22 protein-coding genes are annotated in these 23,095 nt (G+C 71.7%); 13 read left to right on the forward strand and 9 right to left on the reverse strand.

Annotated elements, in window-relative coordinates; all coding sequences use genetic code 11:
* Positions 1–14 precede the first annotated feature (14 nt).
* The 12 genes from ASD62_RS15665 (at position 15) to ASD62_RS15720 (ending at position 13,332) form a co-directional block, all read left to right on the forward strand.
* Positions 15–533, forward strand: coding sequence for a GbsR/MarR family transcriptional regulator (locus ASD62_RS15665; RefSeq protein WP_056916744.1), 519 nt, complete (start codon positions 15–17; stop codon positions 531–533).
* A gap of 99 nt (positions 534–632) precedes the next feature.
* Complete coding sequence (locus ASD62_RS15670) at positions 633–2,228, forward strand: methylmalonyl-CoA mutase (protein WP_056916745.1); 1,596 nt, start codon at positions 633–635, stop codon at positions 2,226–2,228.
* Between the two features lie 168 nt (positions 2,229–2,396).
* Entirely contained in the window at positions 2,397–3,614 is a 1,218-nt protein-coding gene (locus ASD62_RS15675; protein WP_056916746.1) for an amidohydrolase, read from the forward strand.
* Between the two features lie 126 nt (positions 3,615–3,740).
* Positions 3,741–4,793 (forward strand): BMP family protein, encoded by a 1,053-nt coding sequence (locus ASD62_RS15680; RefSeq protein ID WP_082552998.1) that lies wholly within the window; start codon positions 3,741–3,743, stop codon positions 4,791–4,793.
* 128 nt (positions 4,794–4,921) lie between these two features.
* A complete protein-coding gene (locus tag ASD62_RS15685) occupies positions 4,922–6,529 on the forward strand; it encodes an ABC transporter ATP-binding protein (protein WP_082552999.1) in 1,608 nt (535 codons plus the stop codon).
* A complete protein-coding gene (locus tag ASD62_RS15690; RefSeq protein WP_056916748.1) occupies positions 6,526–7,644 on the forward strand; it encodes an ABC transporter permease in 1,119 nt (372 codons plus the stop codon). The genes ASD62_RS15685 and ASD62_RS15690 overlap by 4 nt, the downstream gene beginning before the upstream one ends.
* Positions 7,641–8,909 (forward strand): ABC transporter permease, encoded by a 1,269-nt coding sequence (locus tag ASD62_RS15695; protein ID WP_056916749.1) that lies wholly within the window; start codon positions 7,641–7,643, stop codon positions 8,907–8,909. The genes ASD62_RS15690 and ASD62_RS15695 overlap by 4 nt, the downstream gene beginning before the upstream one ends.
* The gene (locus tag ASD62_RS15700) at positions 8,909–9,319 is read left to right on the forward strand and encodes a cytidine deaminase (RefSeq protein WP_056916750.1); all 411 of its coding nucleotides are present in this window, start codon (positions 8,909–8,911) and stop codon (positions 9,317–9,319) included. The genes ASD62_RS15695 and ASD62_RS15700 overlap by 1 nt, the downstream gene beginning before the upstream one ends.
* Before the next feature lie 151 nt (positions 9,320–9,470).
* Positions 9,471–10,376, forward strand: a complete 906-nt coding sequence (locus ASD62_RS15705; protein WP_056916751.1) for an endonuclease domain-containing protein — start codon at positions 9,471–9,473, stop codon at positions 10,374–10,376.
* A 123-nt stretch (positions 10,377–10,499) separates the two neighbouring features.
* Positions 10,500–11,789 (forward strand): thymidine phosphorylase, encoded by a 1,290-nt coding sequence (locus ASD62_RS15710; protein WP_056916752.1) that lies wholly within the window; start codon positions 10,500–10,502, stop codon positions 11,787–11,789.
* Between the two features lie 8 nt (positions 11,790–11,797).
* Positions 11,798–12,160, forward strand: a complete 363-nt coding sequence (locus ASD62_RS15715; RefSeq protein WP_056916753.1) for a cupin — start codon at positions 11,798–11,800, stop codon at positions 12,158–12,160.
* Positions 12,157–13,332 carry an adenosine deaminase gene (locus ASD62_RS15720; RefSeq protein ID WP_056916754.1) on the forward strand — a complete coding sequence of 392 codons (1,176 nt, stop codon included), beginning with the start codon at positions 12,157–12,159 and terminating at the stop codon, positions 13,330–13,332. The genes ASD62_RS15715 and ASD62_RS15720 overlap by 4 nt, the downstream gene beginning before the upstream one ends.
* A gap of 18 nt (positions 13,333–13,350) precedes the next feature.
* Here the strand turns inward: ASD62_RS15720 and ASD62_RS15725 are convergent, their stop codons facing one another.
* The gene (locus ASD62_RS15725; RefSeq protein ID WP_056916755.1) at positions 13,351–14,166 is read right to left on the reverse strand and encodes an RDD family protein; all 816 of its coding nucleotides are present in this window, start codon (positions 14,164–14,166) and stop codon (positions 13,351–13,353) included.
* A 41-nt stretch (positions 14,167–14,207) separates the two neighbouring features.
* On the opposite strand from ASD62_RS15725, the gene ASD62_RS15730 reads away from it, so the two are divergent.
* Positions 14,208–15,203, forward strand: coding sequence for a stage II sporulation protein M (locus tag ASD62_RS15730; RefSeq protein ID WP_056916756.1), 996 nt, complete (start codon positions 14,208–14,210; stop codon positions 15,201–15,203).
* Positions 15,204–15,309: 106 nt separating this feature from the next.
* Here ASD62_RS15730 and ASD62_RS15735 read toward each other — a convergent pair whose 3' ends face one another.
* The 8 genes from ASD62_RS15735 to ASD62_RS15770 all read right to left on the reverse strand — a co-directional run bounded on the left by ASD62_RS15735 (position 15,310) and on the right by ASD62_RS15770 (position 23,091).
* On the reverse strand, positions 15,310–15,879 hold the full coding sequence (locus ASD62_RS15735) for a dihydrofolate reductase family protein (RefSeq protein WP_056916757.1): 570 nt from the start codon (positions 15,877–15,879) through the stop codon (positions 15,310–15,312).
* A gap of 80 nt (positions 15,880–15,959) precedes the next feature.
* On the reverse strand, positions 15,960–17,252 hold the full coding sequence (locus ASD62_RS15740) for a DUF58 domain-containing protein (RefSeq protein ID WP_056916758.1): 1,293 nt from the start codon (positions 17,250–17,252) through the stop codon (positions 15,960–15,962).
* 10 nt (positions 17,253–17,262) lie between these two features.
* The gene (locus ASD62_RS15745; RefSeq protein ID WP_082580867.1) at positions 17,263–18,315 is read right to left on the reverse strand and encodes a MoxR family ATPase; all 1,053 of its coding nucleotides are present in this window, start codon (positions 18,313–18,315) and stop codon (positions 17,263–17,265) included.
* A complete protein-coding gene (locus ASD62_RS15750; protein WP_056916759.1) occupies positions 18,312–19,490 on the reverse strand; it encodes a DUF4350 domain-containing protein in 1,179 nt (392 codons plus the stop codon). The genes ASD62_RS15745 and ASD62_RS15750 overlap by 4 nt, the downstream gene beginning before the upstream one ends.
* Entirely contained in the window at positions 19,487–20,224 is a 738-nt protein-coding gene (locus ASD62_RS15755) for a DUF4129 domain-containing protein (protein ID WP_056916760.1), read from the reverse strand. Before ASD62_RS15755 ends, ASD62_RS15750 begins: the two co-directional genes overlap by 4 nt.
* Positions 20,221–21,330, reverse strand: coding sequence for a glycerophosphoryl diester phosphodiesterase membrane domain-containing protein (locus ASD62_RS15760; protein WP_200956899.1), 1,110 nt, complete (start codon positions 21,328–21,330; stop codon positions 20,221–20,223). Before ASD62_RS15760 ends, ASD62_RS15755 begins: the two co-directional genes overlap by 4 nt.
* Before the next feature lie 217 nt (positions 21,331–21,547).
* Positions 21,548–22,174 carry a uridine kinase gene (locus ASD62_RS15765; RefSeq protein WP_056916762.1) on the reverse strand — a complete coding sequence of 209 codons (627 nt, stop codon included), beginning with the start codon at positions 22,172–22,174 and terminating at the stop codon, positions 21,548–21,550.
* Between the two features lie 2 nt (positions 22,175–22,176).
* The gene (locus ASD62_RS15770) at positions 22,177–23,091 is read right to left on the reverse strand and encodes an aldehyde dehydrogenase family protein (RefSeq protein ID WP_056917457.1); all 915 of its coding nucleotides are present in this window, start codon (positions 23,089–23,091) and stop codon (positions 22,177–22,179) included.
* Positions 23,092–23,095: the final 4 nt, after the last annotated feature.

Here is a 23,095-nt window from a genome sequence, read left to right on the forward strand (position 1 = left end):
TCTAAAGTGACTGCATGGTCACACGCAGGAACGGCTCGGCACGGGCGGGTTCGCCTCCCGATGCAGTGGGGGAGGACGAGCGGTCGAGGTTCGTCGAACGGTTCGGCTCGAGCCTGACGGCCGCGGGCTTCCCCCGCCTGCCCGCCCGCGTCTTCGCGTGCCTGCTCGCCCGCGACACCGGGACCCTCACCGCGGCGGAGCTGGGCGAGGCCCTCGCCGTGAGCCCCGCCGCCGTCTCCGGGGCGGTCCGCTACCTCGAGACCACGCGGATGATCCACCGGGAGCGCGAGCCCGGGTCGCGGCGGGACGTGTTCGTCGTGTCCGACGACGCCTGGCACGACGTGATGATCAACTCCGCGGCGACCTACGCCCCGATCACGGCGAGCCTGCGCGAGGGTGTCGGCCTGGTCGGTGGGCGACGGACGGCCGCCGGCCACCGGCTCGCCCTGAGCGTCGAGTTCCTGGAGTTCATCACGGAGGAGATGAAGGGCATCGCCGAGCGGTGGGAGCAGCGCCGCGCCGACCTCGCCTGACGGGGCCGGCCCGGCACCGGCCCGGCACGGCATGCGCCCCTGGTGAGGTTGGCCACGGGCCGTGGGCGGGCGCCATACCTCGCCGTTAGGCTCCGCAGCATGGCCGCAGACGTCCCCGAAGCCCGCTCCGAGTCCGACCTCCCGATCAAGCCCGTGTATGGCGCGGAGGACCTCGCGGACTTCGACCCGGCGGAGCAGCTGGGCGAGCCCGGGCAGTTCCCGTACACCCGCGGCGTCTACCCGAACATGTACACCGGACGGCCCTGGACGATGCGGCAGTACGCCGGGTTCGGCACCGCCAAGGAGAGCAACGAGCGCTACCACGAGCTCGTCGCGAACGGCACGGGCGGGCTCTCCGTCGCGTTCGACCTGCCGACCCAGATGGGCTACGACTCGGACGAGGCGATCGCGAGCGGCGAGGTCGGCAAGGTCGGGGTGGCGATCGACTCGATCGACGACATGCGCACCCTGTTCGGCGGCCTCCCGCTCGGCGAGCTGTCGACCTCGATGACCATCAACGCACCCGCCTCGACGCTCCTGCTCATGTACCAGCTCGTCGCGGAGGAGAGCGGCGCCGACAGCGCGAAGCTCGCCGGGACGATCCAGAACGACGTGCTCAAGGAGTACATCGCGCGCGGCACCTACATCTACCCGCCGAAGGAGTCGCTGCGCCTCATCAGCGACATCTTCGCCTACTGCGCCAAGGAGATGCCGCGCTGGAACACCATCTCCATCAGCGGCTACCACATGGCCGAGGCGGGGGCGACGCCCGCGCAGGAGATCGCCTTCACCCTCGCGAACGCCAAGGAGTACGTCCGGGCGGCGATCGCCGCCGGCCTCGACGTCGACGACTTCGCGCCCCGGCTGTCCTTCTTCTTCGTCGCCCGCACGACCCTGCTCGAGGAGGTCGCGAAGTTCCGGGCGGCCCGTCGGATCTGGGCGCGGATCATGCGTGAGGAGTTCGGGGCGACGAACCCCAAGAGCCTGATGCTCCGGTTCCACACCCAGACCGCCGGCGTGCAGCTCACCGCCCAGCAGCCCGAGGTCAACCTCGTCCGCGTCGCGCTGCAGGGCCTCGGCGCGGTCCTGGGTGGCACCCAGTCGCTGCACACCAACTCCTTCGACGAGGCGATCGCCCTGCCGACGCAGAAGGCCGCCCGGCTGGCCCTGCGCACCCAACAGGTCATCGCCTACGAGACCGACGTGACGAAGACGGTCGACCCGTTCGCCGGCTCGTACGTCGTCGAGTCCATGACCGACGACGTCGAGGCCGCTGCCCTCGAGCTGATCCAGGCCGTCGAGGACCGAGGCGGCGCCGTGGCCGCGATCGAGCAGGGTTTCCAGAAGTCCGAGATCGAGCGTTCGGCCTACCGCATCGCGCTGGAGATCGACAACAAGCAACGCACCGTCGTCGGCCTCAACCGCTTCGCCCTCGACGAGGAGGAGCCGTACGAGCCACTGCGCGTCGACCCGCAGATCGAGCACGACCAGCGGGAGCGGCTGGCCGCCCTGCGCGCCGAACGTGACAACGAGGCCGTCGAGCGTGCCCTCGAGGCGGTCCGAGAGGCGGCCCGCGGCACCGACAACCTGCTGTACCCCATGAGGGAGGCGCTGCGGCTGCGCGCCACCGGCGGAGAGGTCAGCCACGCCCTGCGCGACGTCTGGGGCCAGTACGTCCCGCGCGAGACCTTCTGAGCCGTCCGACGCCGGCGCGACCACCCGCCATTCCGGGGTCCCCACGGCACCCCGGCGGGGTCCTCCCCGCAGCCGTTGAGTGATCCGACGGGTCCTGGTCCGTCGGGCCACGCAAGGACCGCGGGTGGCCGGGCGGGGCCGTGACCCGCGAGTAGAGTGCGCCGGGACATGAGCGACAACCACCTGCTGACCGACCTCGGCGAGTCCATCGACGCCCTGGCCCCCGCGCTCCTGGCCCTCCAGCGCGACGTCCACGCCCACCCCGAGCTGTCCCGAGGCGAGGTGCGCACCACCGCCCGCGTGGAGGAGCTGCTCCGCGGTGCCGGCGTCCGCACCCGCGCCCTGCCCGTCACCGGGCTGGTCGCCGACCTCGGTGCCGAGCAGCCGGCCTACCGCGTCGCCCTTCGCGCCGACCTCGACGCCCTGCCCGTGGGGGAGCGCACCGGGGTGGCGTGGGCCTCGACCACCGAGGGCATCTGCCACGCGTGCGGCCACGACGTCCACGTAGCAGCTGTGCTGGGCGCCGGCCTGGCCCTCAAGGAGCACGAGGAGCAGCTCCGTGAGCGGGGGATCGGGGTCCGCCTCCTCTTCCAGCCCGCCGAGGAGGTCATCCCCGGCGGTGCCGTCGACCTCATCGCCCAGGGCGCCCTCGAGGGCGTCGACGCGATCTTCGCGGTCCACTGCGACCCGAGCCTGGACGTCGGGAGCGTCGGCCTGCGCGACGGGGCGATCACCGCCGCCGCCGACCGGGTCGTCGTCCACCTGAGCGGTCGTGGTGGCCACACGTCCCGCCCGCACCTCACCGAGGACCTCACCTTCGCCCTGGCCAAGGTCGTCACCGAGCTGCCGGCCGTGCTGTCGCGCCGCCTGGACCCGCGGACGGCGTTCGCGCTGGTGTGGGGGGAGCTGCACGCCGGCCAGGCGGCCAACGTGATCCCGTCCAGCGGGACCGTCGCCGGCACCCTTCGCATGCTCGACGCCACCGCGTGGACCAGCGTCGGCCCCCTGCTCGCCCAGGCGCTGGAGCACATCGTGGCCCCGTATGCCGTGACGGCCGTGCTCGAGCACGCCCAGGGCGTGCCCCCCGTCGTCAACGAGCCCGAGGCCATCGAGGTGTTCCGCCGCTCGGCGGAGGGGATGGGCCTGGCCGCGGTGGGCACGCCGCAGTCCCTCGGCGGCGAGGACTTCGCGTGGTACCTGCGTGAGGTGCCCGGGGCGATGGCCCGGCTCGGGACGCGCACTCCTGGCGGTACGACCTTCGACCTGCACCAGGGCGACCTCGTCGTGGACGAGACGTCGGTGGTCCAGGGCGCTCGCCTGCTGGCTGGTGCTGCTGTGGCTGGTGTGGTCAAGAGCGGTCCCGGACGGACAGTCGCGGATCGGTAACGGTTTGCAAGAACTGCGCCAGAAGGCTGACGGGAGCCGCAGTTCTTGCGGCTATCCTCACGCCCTAGTGGCGCACCAGAGCGCCTCATGCATACCTAGGAACAGGAGACAGCCTTGCGTCACGCGATGAAGGTTGCAGCGGTCGTGTCGGTGGCAGCACTGACGCTCGCCGCATGTGGTGACTCGGGCAGCGACCAGCCCAGCGGCAGCGCCTCGAGCTCGGGCTCGGGCTCGACGAAGAAGAGCGACATCAAGGTCGGTATGGCGTACGACGTGGGCGGGCGCGGCGACCAGTCGTTCAACGACGCTGCCGCTGCCGGCCTCGACAAGGCCAAGAGCGACCTCGGTGTCGAGGTCAAGGAAGCCGCAGCCGTCAACGGTGAGAACGAGGCCGCCCGCGAGGAGCGCCTCCAGCAGCTCGTGGACGCCGGCTACACCCACGTCGTCGCGGTGGGCTTCGCCTACGCCGCCTCCGTGGGCAAGGCCGCCAAGGCCAACCCCGACGTGCACTTCGCGATCGTCGACGACGCGTCCGACGACTCCAAGGGCGCCAACGTCGACCAGATCACCTTCGCCGAGAACGAGGGCTCGTTCCTCGTGGGCGCGGCCGCCGCGCTGAAGTCGAAGGCCAAGCACATCGGCTTCGTCGGTGGCGTCAACGTCCCCCTCATCAAGAAGTTCGAGGCCGGGTACATCGCGGGCGCCAAGGCCGTGAACCCCAGCATCAAGGTCGACAGCCAGTACCTCACCCAGCCGCCGGACTTCAGCGGCTTCGGTGACCCGGCCAAGGGCAAGACGGCTGCCGAGGGCATGTTCCAGGGCGGCGCCGACATCGTCTACCACGCTGCTGGTGGCTCCGGTGGCGGTGTCTTCACGGCGGCCAAGGCTGCTGGTGGCCTGGCCATCGGTGTCGACTCCGACCAGGCGCTCACGGCCCCGGCCGACGTCCGCTCCGTCATCATGACCTCGATGATCAAGAAGGTCGACGTCGCGGTGTTCGACTTCATCAAGTCGGCCGCTGACGGCACCGAGAAGACCGGCAACAACGTCTACGACCTCAAGGCCGGTGGCGTGGACTACTCCACGACCGGTGGCCAGATCGACGACATCAAGTCCAAGCTGGACGACTACAAGCAGAAGATCATCTCCGGCGAGATCAAGGTTCCCACCACCCCCTGATCGACCCCCAGATCGATCCTGTGGTGGTCCACACGGCCCGGGCGGCGCGGTAGCGTCTCACCCGGGCCGTGTGCATGTCCCGCACGACCAGCCCGACCCCTCGACCCGTATGCCGGGTCTGCCAGATCATGCGCCGAAAACTGCCTGCACCGTTGCGGGCCCGGACCAGGAGTGTCGCCATCACTGCCTCCCCACCCCTGACGCGGACCACCGCTGACGCAGGCCCCCCAGCCGTCGAGCTCGAGGGCATCACCAAGCGCTTCCCCGGTGTCGTCGCCAACAAGGACGTGACCTTCTCCGTCCGCCGCGGCACGGTCCACGCGATCGTGGGTGAGAACGGCGCCGGCAAGTCCACCCTGATGAAGATCCTGTACGGCGTGCAGCGCCCGGACGAGGGCACCATCAAGGTGGGTGGGCAGCTGGTCAACCTGCACTCCCCGTCCGACGCCATCGCCGCCGGTATCGGCATGGTGTTCCAGCACTTCATGCTGGCCGACAACCTCACCGTCCTCGAGAACGTCGTCCTCGGTGCCGAGAAGCTGCACGGCATCGGCGACAAGGCCCGGCGCGAGATCCAGCGGATCTCCGACGCCTACAAGCTCGACGTCGACCCCGACGCCCTGGTCAGCGAGCTGGGGGTGGGTGCCCGTCAGCGCATCGAGATCCTCAAGGTGCTCTACCGCGGCGCGAAGACCCTGATCCTCGACGAACCCACCGCCGTCCTCGTCCCGCAGGAGGTCGACGAGCTGTTCGACCAGCTGGCCGAGCTCAAGGACGAGGGCCTCACCGTCCTGTTCATCTCGCACAAGCTCGACGAGGTCCTCAAGGTCGCCGACTCGATCACCGTGATCCGACGTGGCACCACGATCGACACCGTCGACCCGAAGTCGGTCAACGCCCGCCAGCTCGCCGAGCTCATGGTCGGGTCCGAGCTGCCCTCGCCCACCACGGAGGAGTCCACGGTCACCGACCGCGTCCTGCTGTCGGTCGAGGACCTCGTGCTGGGCGGCGGCTCGGGACGCCCGCTGCTCGACGGCATCTCGTTGACCATCCACGCCGGGGAGGTCCTGGGGATCGCCGGGGTCGAGGGCAACGGCCAGGCCGAGCTCGTCGAGGTCATCATGGGGATGCGCGAGCCCACCTCGGGCACCGTGCACCTCGAGACCACCGACATCTCCGACTGGGGTACGCGAGAGATCCGTGAGGCGGGCGTCGGGTACATCCCCGAGGACCGCCACCGCCACGCGCTGCTCCTCGAGGCACCCTTGTGGGAGAACCGCATCCTCGGCCACCAGACCGAGTCGCCCAACGTCAAGGGCCAGCTCATCGACGCCGCCGCGGCCAAGGCCGACACCCAGCGCATCGTGGGGGAGTACGACGTGCGCACGCCGTCGATCTTCGTCACGGCCGGCTCCCTGTCCGGTGGCAACCAGCAGAAGCTCATCATCGGCCGGGAGATGAGCCACCACCCGAAGGTGCTCATCGCCGCCCACCCCACCCGTGGTGTGGACGTCGGCGCCCAGTCGAGCATCTGGGACCACATCCGTGCCGCTCGCCGGGAGGGCCTCGCGGTGCTGCTGATCTCCGCGGACCTCGAGGAGCTGATCGGCCTGTCCGACACCATCCGCGTGATCCTGCGCGGCAAGCTGTCCGGCGAATTCGACCCGGACGCGGTGACGGCCGAGGACCTCGGTGCCGCCATGACCGGCGCCGGCGAGAAGGAGCAGACCCGATGAAGGCCCTCAACCCGCGCCGGATCCTGCTCAGCGCAGCAGCCCCGGTCCTCGCGCTCGTGGTGGCCTTCGTCGTCACCTCGCTCGTGCTCGTCGCCGTCGGCGACCCCGTGGCGGAGGTGTGGAAGACGATCCTCGCGGTGCCCAAGCCCCGCCAGGCCGTCAACATCGTCAACGCCGCAGCCGTGTTCTACCTGTCGGCCATCGCCGTCGCGGTCGGCTTCCGCATGAACCTGTTCAACATCGGTGTCGACGGCCAGTACCGCGTCGCCGTGTTCGCCGCCGCCGTCTTCGCCGGCCAGGCGTGGTTGCCCGGCTGGCTCAACATCGTCGTGAGCATCCTCATCGCGATGGTGGCCGGCGGGCTGTGGGCCAGCATCGCGGCATACCTCAAGGTCAAGCGCGGCGTCTCCGAGGTGATCTCGACGATCATGCTCAACGCGATCGCCACCGGCATCGTGAGCTGGTTGCTCCTCAAGGTCGCCGACCGCAAGGCCGGCAGCAACAGCATCGAGACCAAGACCATCCCGGACAGCTCGCAGCTCGAGGGCTTCAAGCTCATCCCCGGTGCCACCAACCGCGTCTACACGCTGCTGATCCTGGCGCTGCTGGTCGGGTTCCTCTACTGGTTCGTGCTGGGGAAGACGCGCTTCGGGTTCGACCTGCGCGCCACCGGGCGCTCCGAGAGCGCGGCCGTCGCCAGCGGCGTGAAGGTCCCGCGCATGGTGATGACCGCCATGATCGCCTCGGGCGCGCTCGCCGGACTGGTCGGCATGCCGCTGCTCTTCGGGCAGGACCACAACTACGGCACGACATTCCAGTCGGGCCTGGGCTTCGCCGGCATCGCCATCGCCCTGCTCGGTCGCAACAACGCGGTCGGCATCGCCTTCGCCGCGCTGCTGTGGGCGTTCCTCGACGTCCAGTCGAACGCGCTGCAGATCCAGGCCAACGTCGCCCAGGAGCTCGTCAACATCATCCAGGGCGTCATCCTGTTCGCCGTCGTCATCGCCTACGAGCTGATCCGCCGGGCCGACAAACGGCTCGAACAGACCCGCGTCGCCCGGGAGCTGGCCGCCCAGCGGCCTGCCCCCGCATCCAAGGAAGGAGCCCCGGCATGAGCGCCGCCGGACTCGAGGTCGGCACCAGTACAGTGCCCGACAGCCCCCGGCGCAAGCGTCGCTACGGGCCCCGCGAGTGGGCCGTCATCGCGATCGGCGCGCTCGCCGTCATCTCCGTCCTGCGCGTCGTCAGCGGTGCGAACGACATCGCGTCCTCGGGCGCCCTGGCCGCGGCCATCGGCCTGGCCGTCCCGATCGGCCTCGCCGGCCTCGGTGGCCTGTGGTCCGAGCGCGCGGGCGTGGTCAACATCGGCCTCGAGGGCATGATGATCCTCGGTACCTGGGGAGCCGGGTTCTTCGGCTACCACATGGGTCCCTGGGCCGGGGTCCTCGGCGCGATCCTCATGGGCATGATCGGTGGCCTCATCCACGCGATCGCCACCGTGACCTTCGGGGTCGACCACATCGTCTCCGGTGTCGCCATCAACATCATCGGCCTCGGTGTCGCCAAGTACCTCGCCGCCCGCTTCTTCAACGGCCTGCCCGGCGGTGGTCCAACCCAGTCGCCGCAGGTCAAGGAGCTGCCGTCGTTCACGCTGCCCGGGATCTCGCCGGCGCTGGGCGACCTGGAGAAGAAGCACTGGTTCTTCGTCAGCGACCTCGCCGCGGTGCTGCGGGCGATCTGCACGAACCTGTCGATCCTGACGATCATCGCGATCCTGCTGTTCGTCGGCACCTGGTGGGTGCTGTGGCGCACGTCGTTCGGCCTGCGGCTGCGCTCCGTCGGTGAGTCGCCGGTGGCCGCCGAGTCGCTCGGTGTCAACGTGCTCCGCTACAAGTTCCTCGCGGTGCTCGTCTCCGGTGGCCTCGCCGGCCTCGGTGGCGGGTTCCTCGCCCTCGTGGCGGCGAGCATCTACCGCGACGGGCAGACCGGTGGCCGTGGCTACATCGGCCTCGCCGCCATGATCTTCGGCAACTGGCGCCCGGGTGGCCTGCTCACCGGTGCCGCCCTGTTCGGCTACACCGACGCCGTGCAGCTGCGCGGTGGCGCGACCGTGCACGCCTTCCTGCTGCTGTTCGCGGTGCTGCTCATCGCGGTCGGCATCTGGCAGGTCGTGCGCAACCGTCGCATGGTGCAGGGTGTCCTCGCGATCGTCGTGGGCGTCCTCGTCGGCTGGTGGTACCTCGCCGCGGACGCCGTCCCCGCCGAGCTCACCGGCACCACGCCGTACGTCACCACGCTGCTCGTGCTCGCGTTCGCCTCGCAGCGCCTGCGCATGCCGGCGGCCGACGGTCAGATCTACCGCAAGGGCGAGGGTCACTAGTGGCGAACGAGGTCGACTGGGACGCCCTGCGTGGCAAGGCGATCGAGATCATGGGCAAGGCCTACGCGCCATACTCCCGCTTCCCCGTCGGGGTCGCGGCGATCGTGGACGACGGACGGCTCGTCTGGGGCTGCAACGTCGAGAACGCGGCGTACGGCGTGGGCCTGTGCGCCGAGTGCGGGCTGGTCTCGCACCTGCACGCCACGGGCGGTGGCCGCCTCGTCGCGGTGTCGTGCGTCGGGCGTGACGGTGAACCGCTCATGCCGTGCGGTCGCTGCCGCCAGCTGCTGTGGGAGAACGGTGGGCCCACCTGCCTCATCCTCACCCCCCAGGGCGTGCTGCCAATGAGCGAGGTCCTGCCCCAGGCGTTCGGCCCCGACAACCTCTCGATCGCCGCCCCACCCGCCTGACGCTCGGGCTGTCGCTCGGCCCACTCACGCCGGTTCCTGCACGAATCGCCCCTCGCCGCCGCGGAGAGGGGCGATTCGTGCAGGATCGGGCCTTGGTCGCCCCTGTGGACAACCGCCGGTCGGCTCTGCCTCGGTCGGCGACCCTGTCGGTATGGAGGGCCTGCCGTTCGTCTTCACGCGTACCGAGGCGCGGTCCGCGGGCCTGACCGACAAGGTGCTGCGCGGCCCCCGCGTCCAACGGGTCCTGCACGGCGCGTACGTCCGCGCCGGGGTCGAGGTGGACCTTCGGGTGCGGGCGTTGGCCGCGCTACGGCTTGCGCCCGCCGGTTCCGTCGTCGCCCGGTCGACGGCAGCCGTGCTGCTGGGTGGCATCGTGCCTCCCGACCACCGCATCCACCTACGTGTGCCGCACGGCCAGCTCCGGCTTCGCGAGGTCCAGGCGCGGGTTCGGTCGGGTCCACAGGCCCAGGCTCGGGTCGGCGGCATACCGGTCACGACCGCGGAGGACACGTTCCTCGACCTCACCGGTGAGCTCTCCGTGGTCGACCTCGTGGTACTCGGCGACTCGCTCGTCCGTCGTGGACGCACGTCTCCGGACGCACTCGTCGCGGCCGCCAGCGGGCGCCGAGGTCTCCAGGCAACGGTGGCCAGGCGCGCCGCGGGGCTGGTGCGGGCCGGTGTCGACTCGCCGATGGAGTCGCGGCTGCGAATGCTCCTCGTGCTGGCCGGGCTGCCGGAACCGGTCGTCAACCACATCGAGTACGGAACGGACGGGCGGTGGCTGCGCCGCTTCGACCTGTCCTACCCCGACCACCGGCTGGCGATCGAGTACGACGGTCGCCAGCACGCCGAGAGCACGAGACAGTGGGAGCGTGACGTCGCCCGACGCGAGGAGCTGGACACCGAGGGTTGGCGGATCGTGGTCGTCCTGGCGAACGGGGTGTACGGCGACCCGGAGCGGACCCTGGAACGGGTCCTGGCAGCGATGCGGGCCTGTGGCATGCGGGCCCGCGTCAGGTCACAGGAGTGGCGACGGCACTTCCCGGGACGCGGCTGACGGCGCACTGGGCCGGATCCTGCACGAATCGCCCCGGTAGCGGTGAGGCCCGGGCCATTCGTGCAGGAACCAGCAAGGTTTGCCCCGTGTCGGGTCGCGGTAGGGATCTGACACGATGAGGCCATGAGCGAGAGCTTCGATGCCGTCGACGTCATCATCACCAAGCGGGGCCGGGGCGAGCTGTCCGACGGCCAGATCGACTGGGTGATCGACGCGTACACCCGGGGCGCGGTCGCCGACGAGCAGATGAGCAGCCTGGCCATGGCGATCCTGCTCAACGGCATGAACCGTCGCGAGATCTCGCGCTGGACGAACGCCATGATCAACAGCGGTGAGCGCATGGACTTCTCGTCCCTGTCGCGACCCACCGCCGACAAGCACTCGACCGGCGGCGTCGGCGACAAGATCACCCTCCCGCTGGCCCCGCTCGTGGCTGCCTGCGGGGTCGCGGTGCCGCAGCTGTCCGGCCGCGGCCTCGGCCACACGGGCGGCACCCTCGACAAGCTCGAGGCGATCCCCGGGTGGCAGGCGGGGATGAGCAACGAGCAGATGATGCGCCAGCTCGAGGACGTCGGCGCCGTCATCTGCGCGGCTGGTGACGGTCTCGCCCCCGCCGACAAGAAGCTGTACGCCCTGCGCGACGTCACCGGCACCGTCGAGGCGATCCCGCTCATCGCGTCCTCGATCATGAGCAAGAAGATCGCCGAGGGCACCGGCGCGCTGGTCCTCGACGTCAAGGTCGGCAGCGGTGCGTTCATGAAGAACGTCGAGGACGCCCGCGAGCTCGCCCGCACCATGGTCGACCTCGGCACCGACGCCGGCGTCAGGACGGTCGCGATGCTCACCAACATGCAGGTGCCGCTCGGCCTCACCGCCGGCAACGCCCTCGAGGTCCGCGAGTCGGTCGAGGTGCTCGCCGGTGGCGGGCCCGAGGACGTCGTCGAGCTGACCCTGGCCCTGGCGCGCGAGATGCTCGCAGCAGCCGGTCGTGGTGACGTCGACCCCGCCGACGCGTTGAAGGACGGCCGGGCGATGGATGCCTGGAAGGCCATGATCCGCGCGCAGGGCGGCGACCCGGACGCGACCCTGCCGGTGGCCAGGGAGACCCACGAGGTCCTCGCCCCGGCCGACGGTGTCCTCACCGAGCTCGACGCCCTCAAGGTCGGCGTGGCCGCCTGGCGCCTCGGTGCCGGACGCGCCCGCAAGGAGGACCCGGTGCAGGCCGGCGCCGGCGTCGAGATGCACGCCAAGCCGGGGGCCGCCGTCCGTGCGGGCGAGAAGCTCCTCACGCTCCACACCGACACCCCAGAGCGCTTCGAGCGCGCCCTCGAGTCGCTCGAGGGTTCGTTCACCATCGCCCCCGAGGGCAGCCGCCCCGACCTGCTCCCGCTCGTCATCGAGAAGATCTCCTAGGACCCATCGTGCCCCAGCTCATCACCACGCCCACGACCATCCCCGTCCCCGGCGGCAAGGTCATCGACGAGCACGTCGGTCGTGTCACGACCGGCACCGACGCCGTCTCCGTCGCCCACATGAAGGCACCGGCCGACTGGAGCGAGCCGTTCCAGACACCGCAGTTCGACGAGATCACCCTCGTCCTCGCGGGGGCGGTCCTGCTCGACCACGACGGTGGCCGGCTGCGGGTCGAGGCCGGCCAGAGCGTCATCACCAGGGCGGGGGAGCGGATCCGCTACTCCACGGGCGAGGACGGGGCCGAGTACGTCGCCGTGTGCCTGCCGGCGTTCTCCCCGGAGACCGTCGGCCGTGAGGAGGAGGGCGAATGATCTTCGGCCGCAAGGACAAGAACGACGACACCACCGTCGCGCCGGAGCCGGGCTCGGTCGAGGACCTCGTGCTGCGCGCGCCGAAGGCGCTCCTGCACGACCACCTCGACGGTGGCCTGCGGCCGCAGACGATCGTGGAGATCGCCGACGAGGTCGGGTATGACGCGTTGCCGGCGAAGGACGCCGAGAGCCTCGGCACGTGGTTCCGCGAGAGTGCGGACTCGGGTTCGCTGGTGCGGTACCTGGAGACGTTCGACCACACGCTGGCCGTCATGCAGACGGCCGACGGTCTGCGCCGGGTGGCGCGCGAGTGCGTGCTCGACCTCGCCGCGGACGGCGTCGTCTACGCCGAGAGCCGGTACGCCCCCGAACAGCACCTGACCGCCGGCCTCGCGCTCGAGGACGTCGTCGAGGCCGTGAACGCGGGCTTCCGCGAGGGCGAGAAGGAGGCGGCCGCGGCCGGGACGCCGATCCGCGTCACCGCCCTGCTGACCGCGATGCGGCACGCCGCGAAGAGCACCGAGATCGCCGAGCTCGCGGTCCGCTACCGCGACCACGGGGTCGCAGGCTTCGACATCGCCGGGGCCGAGGCGGGTTTCCCGCCCACCCGTCACCTCGACGCGTTCGAGTACCTGCGGCGCGAGAACGCCCACTTCACGATCCACGCGGGTGAGGCGTTCGGGCTGCCGAGCATCTGGGAGGCGATCCAGTGGTGCGGTGCCGACCGGCTCGGGCACGGAGTGCGCATCGTCGATGACATCCTCGTCCACGACAAGCCCTTCGCCGACGACCCGGCCAAGGCGCTCGACGCCGACCCGGCCGACATCTACCTCGGGCTGCTGGCGGCCTACGTCCGTGACACCCGCATCCCGCTCGAGATGTGCCCGAGCAGCAACATCCAGACCGGCGCTGCGGAATCCATTGCGCTGCACCCGATCTCTCTTCTCAAGCGGTTGCGGTTCCGTGTCACGGTCAACACCGACAACCGGCTCATGAGCGGCACGTCGATGTCGCGCGAGATGGGCCTGCTGGTCAACGAAGCGGGCTGGACCCTGGACGACCTGCGCTGGGTCACCATCAACGCGATGAAGTCGGCGTTCCTGCCCTTCGACGAGCGGCTCGCCATCATCGAGGACGTCGTGAAGCCGGGGTACGCAGCCCTCGAGGCCTGAACCGGACTGGAAGGGAGCTCAGGCGGTCGGGTCGGGGGGCAGGATGCGCGCCCGCAGCGCGTCCTCCCGCTCGAGCCGAGCGGCGTCGCGGCTACGACGCTCGGCCAGCACCGCCATGAGCACGTACTCCGGGTGGTTGCCCTCGGGAGGCGCGGGCGCGACATACGGGCGGGTCTCCTCGAGGAGCCGCTGACCGAGCTGTTCGCGCACCTCTGGGGTGAAGGTGGCCGCACGGGCCACGAACTGGCGCAGCGCCACCGCGAGCTGGTCGGGCAGCGGTGCGACGTCCGCCGTGCGCGCCCACGAGGCGAGGTGCGGCGGCATCTGGACGGGTGGCGGCAGGCTGATCCGGTGGCGGTCGCGGACGACGTAGGTGCCGGCGAGGAGGTCGCCGAGTCGTTTGCCACGCTGGGAGACGCCGGCGCAGATCAGGGCGGGGACGCCGGCGCAGGAGTACAGCTCGATGACACCGAGCAGGGCGCGGGTGAGTGCATGCCGGAACCCGATCGGGCCGGCGTCGTCGCGCACGGTGCGCAGCCCGACGGCGAGGTGCCCGAGGGTCTTGCCGCGGGTCAGCGTCTCGAACGTCGTGGGCACCGCGACCCAGGCGACGATGACGACCGCGATCGACACCGCGGCCTGGATGGCGTCGTCGGCGCCGCCGATCAGGAAGCCGACGGCGAGCTGCAGGCCGTAGAGCAACCCGTACCCCACGAGCAGGTCCAGCAGCCCGGATGCGAGGCGCAGACCGATGCCCGCGTGGGGGAGGTCGAGGGCGACCGCCTCGCCGGTGACGAGGTCGTCGGCACCGACCCCCACGGTGCTGCTGCTCATGTCGGCCACCCTAGCCGCGCCGCGCCGCTAGGGTGGCCGATGTGGACCTGGACGCCTTCGTGGCAGCCCACAGGGGGGACTGGGAGCGGCTCGAGGAGCTGACGCGCCAGCGACGTCTCGACGGCGCCGAGGCCGACGAGATCCTGGACCGGTACCAGCGGGTGGCGACCCACCTGTCGATGATCCGGTCGACCGCCCCCGACGCCTCGCTCGTCGGCTACCTCTCGATGCTGCTGGCGCGGGCCCGCACCCGGTCGGCGGGTACCCGTACCGCGTCGTGGGCCGACCTCGGCCGCTTCTTCGCCGTGTCGTTCCCTGCCGCCCTCTACCGCCTGCGCTGGTGGTGGATCACCACCCTGGTCGTCAACGTGGTGCTGGCTGTCGTCATGGGGTGGTGGCTGCTCGACCACCCGAGGATCGAGTCGTCGATGGCCTCGCCGGAGCAGATCCGCCAGCTCGTGAACAACGACTTCGAGGGCTACTACAGCGAGTTCGCCGCGACATCGTTCGCGCTGCACGTGTGGACCAACAACTTCTGGCTGTCGGCGGTCTGCATCGCGCTCGGCGTGTTCTGCATCCCGGTGGTGTTCATGCTCGCGGGCAACATGCTCAACCTCGCCGTGATCGGCTCGATCATGGTCCGCCACGACCGGGCCGGGCTGTTCTTCGGGCTGATCCTGCCGCACGGGATGCTCGAGCTGACCTGCCTGTTCGTCGCGGCCGGGGTGGGGCTGCGGTTGTTCTGGACCTGGGTCTCACCCGGTGCACGGACGCGGGTCCGCGCGCTCGCCGAGGAGGGGCGAGCGGCTCTCGGCGTCGCCCTCGGCCTCGTCGTGCTCCTGCTCCTCACCGGCCTGATCGAGGCGTTCGTGACCCCGTCGGGGCTGCCCACCTGGGCGCGGGTCGGCATCGGGGTCACCGTCGAGGCTGCCTTCTTCACCTACGTCTTCACCGTCGGCCGGTGGGCCCACCACCGCGGCGAGACCGGTGACGTCGCCGAGGCCGATCGCGGCGCCATGGCCCCGGTCGCCGGCTGACGTCCCTGCTGACACTGTCGGCTGACACTCCGGCTGACGTCCCGGCTGACGTCCCTGAAGAAGCGCAGGCGGCGTATGCCGCGGACCTCGCCTCCGATGCTCGCAGCTAGGCCGTGGCCCGCGCGGGCCGGTAGTGCAGGGCCACCGCCCCCGACCGGAACTCCCGTCGCTCCACGAGCTCGAGCTGGATGCGCTCGCGCAGACCGGCGAGCAACGTCGGCCCGTGTCCGGCGATGACCGGCTGGACGAGGAACGCGTACTCGTCGATCAGTCCCAGCTCTGCCAACGCCAGGGGCAGCGTCACGCCACCCACGAAGAGTCCCTCACCCGGCTCCTGCTTGAGCCGCTGGACCGCGTGCGCCAGGTCGTCACGCACCAGCTCGGCGTTCCAGTCCACCCCGCCCAGGGTGCTCGACACGACGTGCTTCTCGGCCCTGTCGATCGCCTCGGCGAACGCGATCTCCCGCTCGCCCATCCAGTCGGGCCACCCGCCGGTGGACGGCCGGCGCCACGCCGACTCCATCATCTCGTAGGTCACGCGACCGAACAGCAGGGCGTCGGCCCGCTCCATCTCGGTGGTCCAGTAACGCATCGACTCATCGTCCGGCGGGAGCCCTGCCTCGTGGTGGCAGCAGCCGTCGAGGGTGATGTTGATCGAGTAGCGAAGCGGTCTCATCCCGTTGCTCTCCCCGGGTGCTCGGTGGCTGTCACCTGACCGTACCCAGACCACGGTCTGCGGCACAGGAACGCGCGGGTTCAGAGCAGGCCGCGGGCCTTGAGCATGAGGTAGTGGTCGGCGAGGGCGACGGGGAGCTGTTCGGGGTCGGCATCGAGGACGTCCACGCCCAGCTGGCCCAGGGCGGCAGCGGTGCGTTCGCGCAGCGCGACGGTGCGGGCGGCCGCGGCGGCGTCGTAGACGACAGTCGAGTCGCCGGTGCCCTCGACCATCGCGGTGAGCGCCGGGTCGGCGACGGAGGCGAGGACCACGCGGTGCCGGGCGGCGAGCACGGCGAGCGGCGCGAGCAGCGACTCCTCGATGGCCGAGGGCTCCAGCGGTGTCAGCAGGACGACGAGTCCGCGCTGCCGGCTCACCCGTGACACCTCCGCGGCCAGCAGGTTCCAGTCCGCCTCGAGGAGGGCGGGTTCGAGGGGTGCCATCGCCGTGACGAGGTCACCGAGCAGCGTCGTCCGGCTCGACCCGACGACCTTGCGGTGGACGCGACGGTCGCCGGCGACCAGGTCGACGCGGTCCCCCGCGCGGGAGGCCAGGGCCGCGAGGAGGAGAGCCGCGTCCATGGCCGCGTCGAGGCGGGGCACGTCGCCGACCCGGCCGGCCGAGGTCCGGGACGTGTCCAGCACGAGGATGATGTGACGGTCCTTCTCGGGCTGCCACGTGCGGACGACCGTGGAGCGGCGGCGGGCCGTGGCGCGCCAGTCGATGCTGCGGACGTCGTCGCCCTCGACGTAGTCGCGCAGCGAGTCGAACTCGGTGCCCTGGCCACGGACGCGCACGGCCGAGCGCCCGTCGAGCTGGCGCAGGCGGGCCAGTCGTGAGGGCAGGTGCTTGCGGGAGGCGAACGGCGGCAGTGCCCGCACGTGACCGGGGACGACGACCGACTTCTGCCGACCGGCGAGGCCGAGGGGGCCGAGGCGACGCAGGGTCACCCGGTCCGCGAGGCGGTCGCCCCGCCGGGTCGGCCGCAGGGTCGTCGTGACGGCGCGACGCTCGCCCGGGGGGAGCATGATCCGGTGCCGGTTGGTTCCTGCACCGGCCGAGGGCTGCCAGGCGTCGCGGAGCCGTCCGCGGAACGTGCGCCGCCCCCGGTTGGTGACCAGGAGGGTGGTCGTCGTCGCGTCGCCCAGACGCACCTGGGCGCTCGGCACGCGGGTGAGCTCGACAGCGGTGGGCGACCCCGCGAGCAGGAGGTCGACCGCTACGAGCACGACGACGATGCCCATCCACAGCCACACCGTGCCCGTCTCGGGACGCACGAGCACGGGCACGGCTCCGGCGAGCACGAGCCCGACCAGGCGACCACTGACGATCACGGGAGCGACCTCAGCGGGGGACCGGGACGGAACCGATGGCGGCGTCCAGCACCGACGACACGGCGACGCCCTCGAGCTCGGCCTCGGGACGAAGCGACAGGCGGTGGGCGAGCGTCGCCTGCGCGAGCGACTTGACGTCGTCCGGGGTGACGAAGGACCGCCCGTTGAGCCACGCCCAGGCGCGGCTGGTGGCCAGCAGGGCGGTGGCACCACGGGGGCTCACGCCGAGCGCGAGGGACGGTGAGTGACGCGTCGCCCGGGCGATGTCCACGATGTATGCCGTAACCTCGGGCGAGATCTGCACGTGGCGGACCTGCTCGGCCCCGGCCTCGATGTCGGCGGCGCTGGCGACCGGCCGGAGGCCCGCCGCGGCGAGGTCGCGCGGGTCGAAGCCGGAGGCGTGGCGGGTGATCACGGCGATCTCGTCCTCGCGCGGCGGCAGCGGCATCGTCGCCTTGAGGAGGAAGCGGTCGAGCTGGGCCTCGGGCAGGGGGTAGGTGCCCTCGTACTCCACGGGGTTCTGCGTCGCGGCGACGAGGAACGGCCTCGGGAGCGGCCGAGGTGTGCCCTCGACGGAGACCTGCCGCTCCTCCATGGCCTCGAGCAACGACGCCTGGGTCTTCGGGGGCGTGCGGTTGATCTCGTCCGCGAGCAGCAGGTTGGTGAAGACGGGTCCTTCACGGAACGAGAACTCCGACGTCGAGTTGTCGTAGACCAGCGAACCGGTCACGTCGCCGGGCATGAGGTCCGGCGTGAACTGCACGCGCTTGGTCTGCACGTCGAGGGCAGCGGCCACGCTGCGCACCAGCAGCGTCTTGGCCACCCCTGGAACCCCCTCGAGGAGGATGTGGCCGCGGCACAGCAGCGCGATGAGGATGCCGGCGACGGCGGCATCCTGGCCCACGACGGCCTTCCCGACCTCCGTCCGGACTGCCATGAGGGATGCGCGGGCCAGGTCGTCCGCCGTGGCGGACGGGCCGGCGACGGAGGCCGGGTCCGCATACGGGGAGTGGCTCGTCGGCTGTGCCGACGGGGGCTCGGTGGGCTGGGGCTGCTCGGTCATGCGCGGCGCACTTCCTTCTCGAGGTCGGTCAGGTCGTTGGCGAGGGCGACCAGGGCCGCCTCGGTGGTGGGTGGTGCAGCGGTGAACAGGTCGGTGACGGACCGCGGGTCGCGTCCGGTCGCCGTGGCGGCGGCCCGCGCGACCGCGTCCGGCGCGGCCCCGGTCGGCAGGCCGAGGTAGGCGGCGAGCCGCTTGGTCGTGCGCGCCCGGAGGACCCCGCCGGCCCGTTGCGTGTCGCGAGCCTTGCGGTACAACCGGCCGCGGCTCTGGGTCGTCTCGATCGCCTTGACCACGGCGGGGAGCGGTTCGGTGACCAGCGGCCCGAACCGGCGCCCGCGCCACAGCATCAACGCCAGCAGGCCGAACACCGAGAGGAAGACCAGCGGGCCCAGGGCGCGCGGAATCTCGGAGGTCGCCGTCGTGTCATCGTCGCTGATGTCGAGCGAGGTGGGGAGGTACCACACGACCCGGTCGCCCCGGCCGAGCAGGCGCAGCGCCACCCCGGCGTGGTCCTCCTGCGTGATCTGGCTGTTGGCGAGGAGGTCGGCGTTGCCGAGCAGCACGACCTCGGGCTGATCGCCGTTCGCGGGGACCGCGACGAGCTCGAAGGACCCGTCGTGCGCGAAGCAGCCCACCGGTCCCGAACCCGTCGCGACATAGGTCTGCGGGGCCGGCACGACCCGGTCACCCGGCGACAGGCCGTCGACCGGGCACCCCGCTGTCGTGGTCGACGGGATCCCGGCGTCACCTGCGGCATCGACGGGGAGCTCGAGCGCCGAGAGGAGGAACTGGCCGGGGGCGACGAGCAGCAGGCGGCCGGCGCCGGCCACGTGCTCGACCATGGTCGCGGCTGTCTGGTCGGAGAGCTCGCCGGTGCCGGTCACCAGCACGGTCGTCCCGGCGTCGACGGGGGCGTCGAGGAGCTCCTGCTGGCCGCGAACGACCTGGACGTCGACGCCGCGGTCACGCAGGACCGAGGCCAGCGCCTGGGCGCCTTCGCGACCGGGGTTCTGCGGGTCGAGCGACTCGCCCTTGTGGGCGTTGCGCCGGATGCCCACGACGACCGCCGTCACGACGAGGACGGCGACGACGACGAGCACGCCGGCCCACAGCAGGCGGCGACGGGTGGCCGAACCGGCTGCGGTGTCCGCGCGGTCCCAGACGTGGAGGGTCACGACGGTGACCCCACGACGGACTTCGCCGAGGCCTCCACCTGGGCGCGGTGCGGCCGGGCCGCCGCGATGACCCGGTCGAGGGACAGCAGGTCCTCGGCGTCGGCGCGCGAGGCCGGCTCGTCGCCGTAGGCCACGGCGTCGAACCGGTCCGCAGCTGCGCGCAGGTCCTGGGCCTGCTCGGGGAAGGTGGAGCCCAGGCGTCCCGCGATCTCGTGCGCGGTGAGGCTCGGCGCGTCCTCCAGGAGGGTTCGTTCGACGGCACCGCTCGCGATCGCTCGCAGCGCGTCGAGGACGCAGTCGCCGTGCCGCTGCTCGGCCAGCGCCTGTTCGGCGCGCGCACGGTACTGGGCGGCGGTGAGCCGCTCGTCACCGAGCACCGTCCCGGGCCCGTCGGCGGCTCGGCGCTCGGTGCGTCGGACGAAGCGCAGCGAGTAGGCGACCAGGGCGACCAGCGCGAGAGCCACGAGGACGGCGACGATCGTCGGCAGCGGGTTGGACGGGGTGTGGGCCCGGCTGAGGAGGTCGGTCAGCCATTGCTCGAAGGCGTCCACGGCGCGCTGCAGCGGGTCGCGGGTGTCGCGGTAGGCGGGCTTCGCCAGCTCGTCCCGCAACCAGGTCCGCGCCTCGTCGTTGCCGGGGTCGATCCGCGACGGCACGATCCCGAGGCGGGACGGCAGCGTCCCCAGCTGCGCAGGGAGGGCGACGACGTGGGACGGCACGACGGAACCGGTCACCCGGACACCCTGGCGCCGGTCGCCGCCCGGACCAGGGCCAGGTCGAAGCCTTCCTTGCGGATGCGGGCATCGGTGTAGAGGAGCGTGCCGACCGCGGCCTGGAACGGCTGGGACAGCAGGGTCGCCAGCAGGGAACCGAGGAGGGTGAAGGCGAGGACGACCACGGTCCCCGCGATCTCCCCGGCCTGGCCGCTCATCGTCGAACCGAGTCCGAACCCGACGGCGCCACCCACGACCTGGAACCCGACTCCGAGGACCTGCTGCACCACCCCGACGATGAGTCCCGAGACGAAGAGCACCCCGAGCGTCCGCCAGAAGCGTCCTCGGGTCAGGGCCCACGAGCGCCGCAACGAGGCGATGGCGCCCAGGTCCTCGAGCACCAGGGCGGGGGTCGACAGGGCGAGGCGGACGCCGAGGAACCCCATCGCGACGGCGGTGCCGAGGATGGCGAAGATCCCGAGGGTGCCCAGGACGTTGGAGCCCCGGTCGAAGGCGAGGATCACCACCGCGACGAGGCCCGCGATGACGACGAGCACCGGGATGAACAGGACGAGCGTCAGCCCGGCGAGCCGCAGGAGCATCCCGCGGGTGCGGCGCCACGTCTCCCCGATGGACGGCTTGCGCCCCAGGACGGCCTCGGCGACGGGGTAGGACAACATCCCGGTGAGCGCCACGGAGGTCACGCTGCTCGCGACGAACAGGAGGGTGAAGCCGCCGATGGTCCCCACCGCCAGCAGGACGTCGTTGGCCTGCGAGGAGCCGATCTGGGTGACGGCGAGGTACCCCAGCGCTCCGACCGCGGCCAGGATGAGCAGGATCACCAGCGAGGTGAGCAGGGCGAGGCCGAAGAACGTCCGCGGGTTGCGGCGCATCGCCGCGAAGGAGCCCTCGAGGATGTCGCCGAAACCCAACGGGCGCAGCGCCACGATCCCCGGCTTGTGGGCCGTCAGGGCGGTGCTCCAGTGCGGGGCGGGCGCACCGGGCGTCCCGGTCGGCGTCCCTGCAGGGGGCCCGTATGCCGGTTGGCCGGCACCCGCGCCGAAGGCAGGTCCGCCTGCGCCGTACCCGGGGCTCGCGCCATACGTCGGTCCGCCCGGGGGCGGCACGGGAGGGGCTGGCGCCCCGCTGCCTCCAGGGGAAGGGGGCTGGGGCGAACCGGGGGCCGACCACGACGGCGGTAGGGGCGTCGAGGGGTCCGGCGGGACGGCTCCGCCGTCGGTGTCGCTCATGCTGGCCGTGCCCCTCCCCGCGCTCGACAGGTCCCACCCCTGCGTGCCCCGAAACCTACCAAGTCGGACCCGGCGCCGTGCGGAGTTGGACCGGTCAGCGGGCCAGCGCCGCGAGCAGGGGTTCGAGGTCCTTGGCACGGGCCGGGGTCGCGCCGAGCGACTCCTGGCGCGCCACGACGGCTGGTTCGACCCGCATCAGGGCCAGGCCGCGGCGGACCAGCGTCCACGGCGGCTTCCGGCGCTCGCGCAGGTCACGCGCCAGCCGCCGGACGAACGTCACGAAGGGCCGGTGGTGCACGCAGTACGCACCCGCGAGCAGGCCCCGCTCGCGCAGGTCACCGATGATCTCGGCCGCGAAGATGCCCTCGGCAAGCACGAGGTCGTGGGCGCCGGCCTCGACGGTCGTCGAGTCGACGGCCCGGCTGGTCGAGATGTCGTAGACGGGGGTGCGGACCGACCCCGTCGTCACCAGGGTGGCCAGGGCGTCGACGGCGGCCGCGCGGTTCCACGAGTCGGGGTGGTCCCAGTCGACGATGCCGAGCTCGGCGCTGCGCGGCATGGCCGGGTCGTCCTCGTCGCGGTAGAAGTCGTCGAGGCGGACGATCGGCCACCCGTGCGCGGCGTGCAGGCGCTGGGCGAGGCGGGACTTGCCCGCCCCGCTGGGTCCCGCGAGGACGACCACCCGGGCGGCGGTGTGGTCGCCGGGGTGGTCGGCCGTCAAGGTCAGCGACCCTTGGGGTGCCAGACGGTCTTGGTCTCGAGGAACGCCGTCATCCGCGCCATGTCCGGGGTGCGGGTCCAGTCGGGCTCGACCGCGTCGGTGCCCTCGCCCGCAGGGCGGACCACGCGCTTGAGGTTCTCGGCGGCAGCGAGCTCCAGGTCGCCCCAGACGACACCCTCGGCCTCGGCCGCGCCGGCCAGGTCGATGGCGTTGACGTCGCGGTGCGAGGCGATCCACGGTGCGACCTCGGCGGTCCGCCCGGTGATCAGGTTGACCACACCACCGGGGACGTCGGAGGTGGCCAGCGCCTCCGAGAGAGTGATCGCCGGCAGCGGACGCAGCTCGCTGGTGAGGACCACAGCAGTGTTGCCCGAGGCGATGACCGGCGCGACGACCGAGACGAGGCCGAGCAGCGAAGAACGTTGTGGCGCAAGGACACCCACGACACCGGTCGGCTCGGGGGCCGAGATGTCGAAGTAGGGTCCGGCGACGGGGTTGAGCCCGCCGAGCACCTGTGCGAGCTTGTCGGTCCACCCGGCGTACCAGACCCAGCGGTCGATCGCGGTGTTGACGACGGTCTCGGCGCGACGCTCGGTGAGGCCCTCGCTCGCGCGCACCTCGGCGACGAACTGGGCGCGGCGGCCCTCCATGACCTCGGCGACGCGGTAGAGCACCTGGCCACGGTTGTAGGCGGTGGCCCCGGCCCACTTGGGGAAGGCCGCGCGGGCCGCGACGACGGCGTCACGGGCGTCCTTGCGCGAGCCCTGCGAGGCATTGGCGAGGAAGCGGCCACGGCCGTCGAGGACCTCGTAGGAGCGGCCGGACTCGGAGCGGGGGAACTTCCCGCCGATGTAGAGCTTGTAGGTCTTGCGCACGTCGACGCGGGCGTCGGTGGCAGTCCGCTGGTTGGTCGGCATCGCG

It is taken from the genome of Phycicoccus sp. Root563 (assembly GCF_001427915.1).
Lineage (GTDB): Bacteria > Actinomycetota > Actinomycetes > Actinomycetales > Dermatophilaceae > Pedococcus.

Bases quoted from the DNA above. Each gene is read 5' to 3' on its own strand.
- ASD62_RS15710 (WP_056916752.1), top strand. From the start codon at position 10,500: ATGAGCGAGAGCTTCGATGCCGTCGACGTCATCATCACCAAGCGGGGC.
- ASD62_RS15745 (WP_082580867.1), bottom strand. From the start codon at position 18,315: ATGACCGAGCAGCCCCAGCCCACCGAGCCCCCGTCGGCACAGCCGACG.
- ASD62_RS15690 (WP_056916748.1), top strand. From the start codon at position 6,526: ATGAAGGCCCTCAACCCGCGCCGGATCCTGCTCAGCGCAGCAGCCCCG.
- ASD62_RS15680 (WP_082552998.1), top strand. From the start codon at position 3,741: ATGAAGGTTGCAGCGGTCGTGTCGGTGGCAGCACTGACGCTCGCCGCA.
- ASD62_RS15675 (WP_056916746.1), top strand. From the start codon at position 2,397: ATGAGCGACAACCACCTGCTGACCGACCTCGGCGAGTCCATCGACGCC.
- ASD62_RS15735 (WP_056916757.1), bottom strand. From the start codon at position 15,879: ATGAGACCGCTTCGCTACTCGATCAACATCACCCTCGACGGCTGCTGC.
- ASD62_RS15705 (WP_056916751.1), top strand. From the start codon at position 9,471: ATGGAGGGCCTGCCGTTCGTCTTCACGCGTACCGAGGCGCGGTCCGCG.
- ASD62_RS15720 (WP_056916754.1), top strand. From the start codon at position 12,157: ATGATCTTCGGCCGCAAGGACAAGAACGACGACACCACCGTCGCGCCG.
- ASD62_RS15695 (WP_056916749.1), top strand. From the start codon at position 7,641: ATGAGCGCCGCCGGACTCGAGGTCGGCACCAGTACAGTGCCCGACAGC.
- ASD62_RS15670 (WP_056916745.1), top strand. From the start codon at position 633: ATGGCCGCAGACGTCCCCGAAGCCCGCTCCGAGTCCGACCTCCCGATC.
- ASD62_RS15685 (WP_082552999.1), top strand. From the start codon at position 4,922: ATGCGCCGAAAACTGCCTGCACCGTTGCGGGCCCGGACCAGGAGTGTC.
- ASD62_RS15665 (WP_056916744.1), top strand. From the start codon at position 15: ATGGTCACACGCAGGAACGGCTCGGCACGGGCGGGTTCGCCTCCCGAT.
- ASD62_RS15725 (WP_056916755.1), bottom strand. From the start codon at position 14,166: ATGAGCAGCAGCACCGTGGGGGTCGGTGCCGACGACCTCGTCACCGGC.
- ASD62_RS15770 (WP_056917457.1), bottom strand. From the start codon at position 23,091: ATGCCGACCAACCAGCGGACTGCCACCGACGCCCGCGTCGACGTGCGC.